Genomic DNA, 9,328 nt, shown 5'->3' on the forward strand with positions numbered 1-9,328 from the left:
TCATGGCGGTGACGGACAAGCGGATCGGTGTATTGATGGGCGGTACCTCAACCGAAAGGGAGGTCTCGCTGAAGAGCGGAACGGCTGTCTTGAATGCATTGAAGGGCCTCGGCTACGATGTCCATCCGATCGATGTCGGCCGTGACGTCTGCGAGGTCCTGAAGAGGGAGAGGATTGAGATTGCCTTTCTTGTCCTTCACGGCGGCCACGGAGAGAACGGAGACCTACAGGGTCTCCTTGAGGTTATGGGGATCCCTTACACCGGCTCAGGGGTTCTTGCCTCTGCCCTCGCTATGGACAAGGAGGCGGCAAAGAAGATCTTCCTTTACCACGGCATCCCTGTGCCGCCCTTCACAATGATGAGCAAGGGGGCTTTTGTCAAGGGGAAATCTGATATGGAGGAGAAGAAAATCCCGGCTTTAGCCTTTGGATTGCCATGGGTTGTCAAGCCCGCTTCTGAGGGCTCGAGCATAGGCGTAAGCATCATAAAGGATGAAGATGCATTTCCTTCGGCGCTAGAGAATGCCTTCGTATTCGGTCACAGGGCGATCATCGAAAAATATGTCGAAGGCAGAGAGGTCCAGATAGGCATACTCGGCGAGAGAGTCCTTGGGGCGGTAGAGGTGAGACCGAAGGCGGGGTTTTACAATTACGAGGCGAAATATACCGCCGGTCTCACCGAGTATATCCTCCCGTCCGATATACCGGCAGACACCCTTAAGAGGACCGAGGAGGTCGCGCTCGCAGCGCATCTGGCATTGGGATGCAGAGGCGTCACACGGGTTGATACGATCATTGACGGAGCCGGCAACCCCAACGTCCTTGAGGTGAATACTATCCCGGGCATGACGGAGACGAGCCTTCTGCCGAAGATTGCGCAGCAGTCTGGTCTCTCTTTCCCGGCGCTCATGGAAGCCATTCTCGGAGAGACGATCATTGAGGGCAAGGGTGGGAGATGAAAAGGATTTCGGGAAAGAAACAGGTGAAGCCCGTCCGTAAGCTCAGGCTTAAAGAACGATATCTTGTTCTGGGCGTCCTCATCCTCCTCGTGTGTGCAGGCATTGTCCTGAGCATCGCGATCTCCAGGGCAAGCTCTCGGGTCTTCCGGGTGAAGGAGATCCTCGTCACCGGCAACAGACATCTTTCGGATTCAGAGATCAGAACCATGGCCGGTGTGAAGATGGGTGACGGTCTCCTGACGGTCTCGAAGAAGAAGGTATCAGAACGGATGCTCCGGTCCCCCTGGGTCAAGGCAGCAAGTGTGAGAAAGGATTTTCCCGACAGACTCATGATAAGGATTTATGAAGCGACGCCCTTTGCGATCCTTGATAAGAAAGGACAATCCTTCCTCATCGATGAAAAGGGCGGTATCCTTGAGAAGATGAATGAAGACCCTGTCCCCTTCCTTCCGGTCATCACTGCCGATCCTGAAAAGATGCGCGAGAACTTCGTCGAGGCGATCAGGCTCGCAGGCGTCATAAAGGATAAAAAGATTGCCACAGAGCGCGGACGCGTCGAGATTGTTGCGAACGGGAAGGGCCCCGAGGATCTGGCAGTCATCGTGGACAGCGTGGTCATCAAGATTGGGTTCGGGGACTATGAGCAGAAACTCGAAAGACTCTTCGCCCTCGATGGTGAGATAAAGAAGCGCGCCGTCTCTGTTGATTACGTGGATCTCAGGTTCGCAAACAGGGTCGTCGTGAAGCCGATGAACGAGGTGATCAGGTGATGCCGGCAAGGGGAGGGACGGGCAAGACCGTTGTCGGCCTCGATGTCGGCACGACAAAAATATGCGCCATTGTCGGGAAAGAGGAGATGGGTAAGGTCGAGATCGTGGCTGTTGGACTGTCGCCTTCAGCAGGGTTGAGAAAGGGTGTTGTCGTTGATATGGATCTCACCACCGGTTCCATTGTAAAGGCGATCAGGGATGCATCGGACAAGGCGGGATTTCCCATCCGTTCTGTTTATGTCGGAATAGCAGGGGGACACATCAAGGGATTCACCGGGAGCGGGGCGATTGCACTGAAGGACGGGATCGTGAAGGAAGAGGATGTCGAAAGGCTCATGGACTCTGCAGGCGCCGTGTATGTTCCTGTAGAAAGGGACGTACTCCACGTGATCTCGGCCGGTTACCGGCTCGATGGCCGCAACGGGATCATAGATCCTGTCGGCCTGGCCGGAACGAGGCTCGAGGCAAATGTCCATATCGTTACCGGATCGGTGACATCAGTCCAGAACCTCGTCACCTGCTGCACGAAGGCAGGCGTCAGTATCCTGGATATCGTCCTTGAACCCCTGGCATCGGCAGAGGCCGTGCTCAGCAAAACAGAGAAGAAAAGAGGAGTTGTGCTCGTAGACATCGGGGGCGGCACAACGGACGTCGCCTTTTATCGGGACGGAGTGTTGCGCCACACGGCAGTCCTCTCAATCGGTGGAAACCATCTCACAAATGATATCGCCGTCGGCCTCAACGTCCCTGTTGAGGAGGCCGAGAAGATCAAGAAGGCTTACGGATATGCCACGGTCGGCATAACTGACAGGATGGAAGACCTGCCCGAGACGATCGAAATCAGCGATGGCGACGGAAAAGCTACGAAGGTTCCATTGCAGTATCTTGCCGGAATTATCCAGGCGCGATGCGAGGAATTTATCGGCCTGGTCAAGAAGGAGATGGAGCAAGTCTCGTACGGTATTGAGAGATCGACAATTGTCCTGACCGGCGGCACATCTCTCCTGAGAGGGATCAAAGACCTGACAGAGGAGATATTCGGTCTTCCCGTAAAGATCGGCATGCCGGAAGGTGTTATGGACAGAGGCCTCGTTCACAGCCCCATCTATGCAACAGGGGTCGGCTTAGTCAGGTATGGCCTCGCCAATTATGCTCAGCCTGCGCTCGAATCTTCGGCGATCATGGAGCGAATGAAAAAGTGGGTCAGCGGTTTTTTGAATAAATAAGAGAGGAAGAGGAGGTATGCATGTTCGAAATCGATGATGTAAAAGGGCAGACAGCAAGGATCAAGGTCGTAGGAGTGGGCGGGGCAGGAGGCAATGCTATCAACAACATGATCTCCTCAAATCTTCAGGGGGTAGACTTTGTCGCCGTAAACACAGACACCCAGGTCCTCGAGTCGTCCCTGGCGCCGATAAAGGTTCAGATCGGGGCATCCATAACAAGGGGGCTCGGCGCCGGTGCGGACCCGCAGATAGGGAGGCAGTCGGCCCTTGAGGACAGGAATGCCCTCGCCGAAGTGCTCGGAGGCTCCGATCTTGTCTTTATAACGGCAGGTATGGGCGGGGGCACCGGCACCGGCGCTTCGCCCATCATTGCGGGCATCGCAAAGGAATTGGGCGCGCTGACCGTGGCGATCGTGACAAAGCCGTTCTTCTTTGAAGGTAAACCGAGGGCTGCGAAGGCAGAAGAGGGGATAAAGGAACTCAAGGCTCATGTCGACACCCTCATCGTGATTCCTAATGACAGGATAGCCCTTGTTGTCGAGAAGAAGGTCTCTTTCCACAAAGGATTCGCCGCAACCGATGAGGTCCTTAAACAGGCTATTCAGGGCATATCCGATATCATCCTCACGCCGGGATTGATCAACGTCGATTTTGCCGACGTGCGGGCAACGATGGAGGGGGCAGGCAGGGCTGTTATGGGCGTCGGCACCGGAAAGGGTGAAGGCGCTGCAGTGGAGGCTGCAAAAAAGGCGATTACAAATCCGTTGCTTGAGGATTCCTCCATAGAAGGGGCGAGGGGAATTCTCATCAATATTACCGGAGGCCCTGAACTCTCCATAGGTGATGTCATGGAGGCAGCCTCGATCATTAACGATATGGCCCATGAAGGGGCAAAGATAACCTTCGGTACTGTCGTAAACCCCGACGCCGAAGATGAAGTAAAGATTACGGTCATAGCAACGGGTTTTGACGAGAAAAAGGAGAAGGTCGAACTTCCACAGGTCAAGAAGTGGGCTCCGGTAAGGGAACCATTATCTTACCGGGGTTCTGAAAGGGTCCTCGCCAAGAACCTTGTTCCGAAGAACATCAGTTTTGACAGTCTGGGTGAGGGCTCTCACCTCATTCCTTATGAAGATCCCCTCGATGTCCCCACCTTCCTGAGGAACGCACCTCAAAGGACGATGTAGCTTTTCCCTTTCCTTTCCCCCATCACATGGGGCCTCCATCCCCCCGGAGGCCCCTCCCTCCTCTGTGATTATCCCGACCACATAATCCTAAGAACGGTCTGTCCTGGAGAGGCGCTTACGGTCCGCATAAGCTGACCAGCCAATAACCCCGAATCTTGCCTTCGAATCGGACGTCGACCGCGGCCGTGTGCAAGATGGGGGAAGTCACTTTCGGTAAAGTCCTTCTTGGAGTACCTCGTTGCGGAAATCTCATCGCGGGTACAGGGCTTCGATACATGCCTGCCTTACCACCGTTTGCAATGGTAGGGTTATGTTTAACGTGTCCAGAGATCCGTTGAGGCTATGTCTGTCCCCTGCCTTTCCCTTTCAGATAATCTCCAAGCAATCCCCTGCTGTGCTCGTCGTCGTGGCAGTAGATGCAAAGGTTCTCCCAGTTCGAACCGTCGGGGGGATTATTCCTGGGGTTTCCATCTTTATGGTGGACGGTCAAGAGATGACGGTCCTTGTGGTAGAACTCTCTTCCGCATTTTGCGCAGATCAGGCCGTGGACCTTCAGTGAGCGCTCCCGGTAATCGGTGGGAGTAAGGGTGCTCTCCTTCAATTCCCTGACGATTTCGGCAGCCGTCTTATCTCCTGCGGGTTTTTGCGACCGGGGTCTTCTGAATGGTATTCTTCTTCTGACCATGGTATCTGTTCCTTAAGTGCAGCATCCTCTCGGTTCGGCTGATCAATAGGCGCTCTCTTTGTCCAGGAGTTCTATCGAAGAGCGGTCCAATGCAAGTTCAGGAGCCCCGGTGATATCCTTTAGTTGTTCGAGGCTTGTGGCACTTGCAATGGCGGCGGTAATGCCCGGACGTGCAATGAGCCAGGCAAGAGCGACACGTGCCGGAGTTGCATTACGGCTCTTTGCCACAAACTCCAGGGCCTGGAGGATCCGGAATCCCCTATCGTTCAGATATCTTCTGACGAATTCGCTTCGGACGCTCTTTGATAGATCATCTTCTGATCGATACTTGGCTGACAGAAACCCGCTGGCCAGCGAGAAGTAGGTGATCACGCCCAATCCCTTTTCACGGCAGAAGGGCTCAAGCTTCGTCTCATAGTCGGCACGGTCATAGAGATTATAGAGGGGCTGGAGACTTTGGTAGCTCGGATACCCCAGTCTTTCGCTCACCTGCAAAGCCTGAGAGAGCCGCTCTGCGCTGTAGTTCGAGGCGCCGATCGCCCTCACTTTCCCCTCCTTGGTCAATCGAGCATATGCCTCGAGGGTCTCTTCCAAGGGCGTTTCCGGATCATCGGTATGTGACTGATAGAGATCAATATAGTCTGTCTGGAGGCGTCGCAGCGAATCCTCTGCTGCACGGAGAATGTAGGACTTTGAGAGTCCCCTCTTCTTCGGCCCCATTTCCATGCCGACCTTCGTGGCGATGACGACCTTCTTCCGGTTCCCCCTTCGCTTCAGCCATTTCCCGATTATGGTCTCCGATTCCCCTCCCTTGTTGCCCGGAACCCACCTGGAGTAAGTATCTGCGGTATCGATAGCATTGAACCCTGACTCCACAAAGGCATCGAGCAACGTGAATGACGACGGCTCATCAACAGTCCATCCAAAGACGTTGCCCCCAAAAAAGAGCGGAGACACCTCCAATCCCGAATTTCCAAGCTTCCGCTTCTTCATCGTGTCCTTCCCCGCACCCTTTTGTCTCCATTGTATCACTCCCGAAAAACCCGGGCAAGTCAAAGAAATGTGGCCCACAAATTCTTAACCTTAATGGTTACAAAGAACAGTCAGGCAGGCATGGATGGGAGCCCTGTACATGCGATGAGATTCCAATGAGGTTTACGGACTGGCTCTTTCTTCATAATCCCTTCACAATAATCTTTTAGAAAATAGATACGGAAATCTTGAGGCTGTCGAAAATAAAGGAGGAGAGAGATGATGGAGAAGAAACGCACATTCGTTTATGGAGCCACACTGGTACTGATCGGGCTGATCATAGGACTCGGGATATCTTCAACCCTCAAGGTGCACTCGGTGGCCTTCACCGAGGAACCGACGATATCAAAGGAGGCCGTTGATATCCTTTCAAAGACGGGACAGGCAATGGCAGAAGTCGCCGCAGCAGTGAAACCGGCGGTCGTCAATATCTCGTCCACAAAAACCGTGCGAGTGCCGGGGTCTCAGTCTCCTTTCTTTGATGATCCTTTCTTCAGGAGATTCTTCGGCGATGAATTCGGCCACTTCGGGAGGCCGAGGGATTATAAACAGTCCGGTATCGGATCAGGGGTCATCGTGGATAAAGACGGCTATATCCTTACCAATAATCATGTGATTAAGGACGCCGATGAGATCAAGGTGAAATTATCGGACAAGAGAGAGTTCAAGGGAAAGGTGATTGGCACTGACCCGAAAACAGACCTCGCCGTGATCAAGATAGATTCGAACCATCTTCCGGTGATCAAACTGGGTGACTCAGAAAAATTGAAGGTCGGCGAAACGGTCATCGCGATCGGGAACCCCTTTGGGTTGAACCAGACTGTCACATCCGGTATCGTGAGCGCAACGGGCAGGGCGAATGTCGGCATTGCAGACTATGAAGATTTTATTCAGACCGACGCGGCGATCAACCCCGGCAACTCGGGTGGGGCGTTGGTGAATGTGAAAGGCGAACTCGTGGGGATCAACACCGCCATCTTCAGCATGTCCGGAGGATATCAGGGAATCGGGTTTGCGGTCCCGAGCAGCATGGCGAAGGTTGTCATGGACAACCTCATTAAGAAAGGAAAGGTTGTGAGGGGCTGGCTTGGAGTTTCGATACAACCTGTCACTCCGGACCTTGCGAAGCAGTTTGGGATCAAAGACGACAAGGGCGTCCTCGTGGGAGACGTTGTTGAAAATAGCCCGGCTGAAAAGGCAGGTATCAAGAGGGGGGATGTCATCATAGAGTATGAGGGGAAGGATGTCAGCGATCCTTCAGGCTTGAGAAATAGTGTGGCAGGAACACCTCCGGGCAAACAGATCGCAATGAAGATCATCCGAGAAGGGAAGATGCAGAAGGTCAACGTCACGATTACGGAACTTCCCGCTGAAATGCAGCAACTTCAGGGGGAGGTCGAGAACCTTCTCAAGGGAGTCACCGTCCAAGGACTCACTCCTGAGTTGAGAAAGAGCCTTAATGTTCCCAAGAGAATAAACGGCGTTGTCGTAACCGACATTGAAGAGGGCAGCCGTGCCACGGGCTTTCTGATGCCGAAGGATGTTATCATGGAGGTCAACAGGAAGAAGACAGCGAGTACAAAGGAATACGAGTCTGTTGTGTCAAAGATTCCATCTGGCCATGATATCCTGCTCCTTGTCTTCAGAAACGGATCGACAACCTATATACCTCTCTCGGCGCAGTAGCGGAAGAGACCTATAAAGTATCGGGGCGGGAAGACATCCTCAATACCGGCTGGGACGGTCTCGTAGAGATTCTCGATAGAGGCGGCTATGTGAGATATGACTTTAAAACAGCCACAAAGTTCCTCGATCTGAGCGCTGCACTCCTAGACGACTATGACGGGGATCTGAACGTCGTGCATTCGGCTGCATCAGACTCCAGAGACCTTGAGGAGAGACTCAAGGCCCTCGCAAAGGGCATCGGAGACGTAACGGTCAACATATTCCTGAGAGAGATGAGAAGCATATGGGAGAAGGCCGAACCCTTTCCCTCTGAACTTGTGGTCACGGCGGCAAGATGTATGGGTATTCTTGCTTCGCATGGCAAGGACAGAGGGAAAATCCTGACATCTTTGAAGAAGGCATGGACTGACGAAGGAAGGACGATAAAGGTTTTTCCGGATTTCGAGGCGGCCCTTGTTAGGCTCGGCAAGGATTACTGCAGAAAGAGTCTTTGCGGCAGATGCCCGATGAAATGTGAATGCAAAGGAATAAAAGAATGACGTACATGTCTATATCTGCTCCGGCGGAATGTTATCCGGTCTATGGGCGACAAAATATGTGATATTCAATTTCCTGAGCCTTTCCTCGACGTGGGGATAGAGGATAATTTCCTCCACCTCAAAGTCCTCAAAGCCGGTGTGAATATTCTTAAGCTTTCGTCTCAATGCCTTAATGTTCTCAGGAGGACTGAAACTTACCATACATGCGGGATGGCAGTTCACTCCATGCCGGATGAGATTTTCGAGGGCATTTATCTGCAGATCGAATCCTTCGGGCAGAGAGCCGGTGAGTCGAGAGAACTCTTCCCTGCATGTCCCCTTCAGGCTCACGCGAACATGGAGATTCCGGTATTTCGAAAGATCCCTCGCGCGGTCCTCGTTTTCACCTATGAGAACGCCGTTTGTTTCAAGAATAAAGAGAAACCTATTATCAATGAGAGCGAGGACGTTTACAAGATGCTCCCAGCCGATAGTCGGCTCATTCCCGCCGATACGCAAATGACTGAGACGCTTCTTCTCTGCAATCCCCATCAGTCTTTTTGCAACATCTTCCGGACGGTAAAACTCTCCGTGATCGAAGGGGTGCGACACCACCTTCCAGGCCCAGCAAAATACGCATCGCAGGCAGCAACCCACGCAATCCGCGGTGGATATTCCGCCGTAGAAGCGCGAAGGTCTGAAACGGTAGTATTTTCTTAGACCATCCTTGCAGACTTCTTTCCTGGTCAATTCTGCAAGTTTGACCGGATCAAACATCGGGAAATCTTCCAGGTATCACGGAGTCACATCCGGGACATTTGCCGCCTTTGATCTTATGAGCGACAACGTCGAAAACATGTCTTTCAATGAGGAGTTCTCCACACGTATGACAATAGGTATTTTCACTCTTGTGACCAGGAACGTTTCCGATATAGACATACCAGAGCCCTTCTCCTTTTCCGATCATCCACGCCTTTTCGAGGCGGGGGATAGGGAGTCAAGCGTGTATTCAAACCAGAGGGTGGGTTCATTGAATGTCCATGAGATGCCGATGCATTTTGAAGCCATAGCCCGCTCTACTGATTCATCTGGAAGAAGATATTCTGAATACATGGACCCTTCTTTCCAGTGGGCTATTTCCCAGTTCTGGCAGCCGGGGCATCTGAAGTTGCACCCCAGACTACCGAGAGAGAGCCATCTCGATCCCGGATAGAAATGGAAGACGGGTTTCTTCTCTATTGGATTTACTGAAAGCGATGATACCT

Annotated in this window: 10 protein-coding genes; 7 read left to right on the top strand and 3 right to left on the bottom strand. The window is 52.8% G+C overall.

Going from position 1 to position 9,328, the window contains the following annotated elements:
• The first annotated feature begins 2 nt into the window (after positions 1 to 2).
• The 4 genes from VFG09_06010 to ftsZ are packed head-to-tail and all read left to right on the top strand — an operon-like array spanning position 3 to position 4,142.
• On the top strand, positions 3 to 959 hold the full coding sequence (locus tag VFG09_06010) for a D-alanine--D-alanine ligase (GenBank protein ID HET6514698.1): 957 nt from the start codon (positions 3 to 5) through the stop codon (positions 957 to 959).
• Positions 956 to 1,729: an FtsQ-type POTRA domain-containing protein gene (locus tag VFG09_06015; GenBank protein HET6514699.1), complete on the top strand. Its 774-nt coding sequence runs from the start codon at positions 956 to 958 to the stop codon at positions 1,727 to 1,729. The genes VFG09_06010 and VFG09_06015 overlap by 4 nt, the downstream gene beginning before the upstream one ends.
• Positions 1,729 to 2,955 (top strand): cell division protein FtsA, encoded by a 1,227-nt coding sequence (gene ftsA / locus VFG09_06020; protein HET6514700.1) that lies wholly within the window; start codon positions 1,729 to 1,731, stop codon positions 2,953 to 2,955. The genes VFG09_06015 and ftsA overlap by 1 nt, the downstream gene beginning before the upstream one ends.
• 20 nt (positions 2,956 to 2,975) lie before the next feature.
• Positions 2,976 to 4,142: a cell division protein FtsZ gene (ftsZ, locus tag VFG09_06025; protein HET6514701.1), complete on the top strand. Its 1,167-nt coding sequence runs from the start codon at positions 2,976 to 2,978 to the stop codon at positions 4,140 to 4,142.
• Positions 4,143 to 4,482: 340 nt separating this feature from the next.
• On the opposite strand, the gene VFG09_06030 is transcribed toward ftsZ, so the two are convergent.
• Complete coding sequence (locus tag VFG09_06030) at positions 4,483 to 4,827, bottom strand: YajD family HNH nuclease (protein HET6514702.1); 345 nt, start codon at positions 4,825 to 4,827, stop codon at positions 4,483 to 4,485.
• 42 nt (positions 4,828 to 4,869) lie between these two features.
• The gene (locus VFG09_06035; protein HET6514703.1) at positions 4,870 to 5,820 is read right to left on the bottom strand and encodes an aldo/keto reductase; all 951 of its coding nucleotides are present in this window, start codon (positions 5,818 to 5,820) and stop codon (positions 4,870 to 4,872) included.
• Between the two features lie 258 nt (positions 5,821 to 6,078).
• On the opposite strand from VFG09_06035, the gene VFG09_06040 reads away from it, so the two are divergent.
• On the top strand, positions 6,079 to 7,545 hold the full coding sequence (locus VFG09_06040; GenBank protein HET6514704.1) for a DegQ family serine endoprotease: 1,467 nt from the start codon (positions 6,079 to 6,081) through the stop codon (positions 7,543 to 7,545).
• A gap of 89 nt (positions 7,546 to 7,634) precedes the next feature.
• Positions 7,635 to 8,084, top strand: a complete 450-nt coding sequence (locus tag VFG09_06045; protein HET6514705.1) for a hypothetical protein — start codon at positions 7,635 to 7,637, stop codon at positions 8,082 to 8,084.
• Positions 8,085 to 8,093: 9 nt separating this feature from the next.
• On the opposite strand, the gene VFG09_06050 is transcribed toward VFG09_06045, so the two are convergent.
• On the bottom strand, positions 8,094 to 8,840 hold the full coding sequence (locus tag VFG09_06050) for a radical SAM protein (protein HET6514706.1): 747 nt from the start codon (positions 8,838 to 8,840) through the stop codon (positions 8,094 to 8,096).
• A 58-nt stretch (positions 8,841 to 8,898) separates the two neighbouring features.
• On the opposite strand from VFG09_06050, the gene VFG09_06055 reads away from it, so the two are divergent.
• Complete coding sequence (locus VFG09_06055) at positions 8,899 to 9,276, top strand: hypothetical protein (GenBank protein ID HET6514707.1); 378 nt, start codon at positions 8,899 to 8,901, stop codon at positions 9,274 to 9,276.
• The last annotated feature ends 52 nt before the right edge of the window (positions 9,277 to 9,328 follow it).

This window comes from Thermodesulfovibrionales bacterium (assembly GCA_035686305.1).
Lineage (GTDB): Bacteria > Nitrospirota > Thermodesulfovibrionia > Thermodesulfovibrionales > UBA9159 > DASRZP01.

Excerpts from the sequence above, each read along its gene's own strand:
- VFG09_06010 (HET6514698.1), top strand. The coding sequence starts at position 3 with ATGGCGGTGACGGACAAGCGGATCGGTGTATTGATGGGCGGTACCTCA.
- VFG09_06015 (HET6514699.1), top strand. The coding sequence starts at position 956 with ATGAAAAGGATTTCGGGAAAGAAACAGGTGAAGCCCGTCCGTAAGCTC.
- ftsA (HET6514700.1), top strand. The coding sequence starts at position 1,729 with ATGCCGGCAAGGGGAGGGACGGGCAAGACCGTTGTCGGCCTCGATGTC.
- ftsZ (HET6514701.1), top strand. The coding sequence starts at position 2,976 with ATGTTCGAAATCGATGATGTAAAAGGGCAGACAGCAAGGATCAAGGTC.
- VFG09_06030 (HET6514702.1), bottom strand. The coding sequence starts at position 4,827 with ATGGTCAGAAGAAGAATACCATTCAGAAGACCCCGGTCGCAAAAACCC.
- VFG09_06035 (HET6514703.1), bottom strand. The coding sequence starts at position 5,820 with ATGAAGAAGCGGAAGCTTGGAAATTCGGGATTGGAGGTGTCTCCGCTC.
- VFG09_06040 (HET6514704.1), top strand. The coding sequence starts at position 6,079 with ATGATGGAGAAGAAACGCACATTCGTTTATGGAGCCACACTGGTACTG.
- VFG09_06050 (HET6514706.1), bottom strand. The coding sequence starts at position 8,840 with ATGTTTGATCCGGTCAAACTTGCAGAATTGACCAGGAAAGAAGTCTGC.
- VFG09_06055 (HET6514707.1), top strand. The coding sequence starts at position 8,899 with ATGAGCGACAACGTCGAAAACATGTCTTTCAATGAGGAGTTCTCCACA.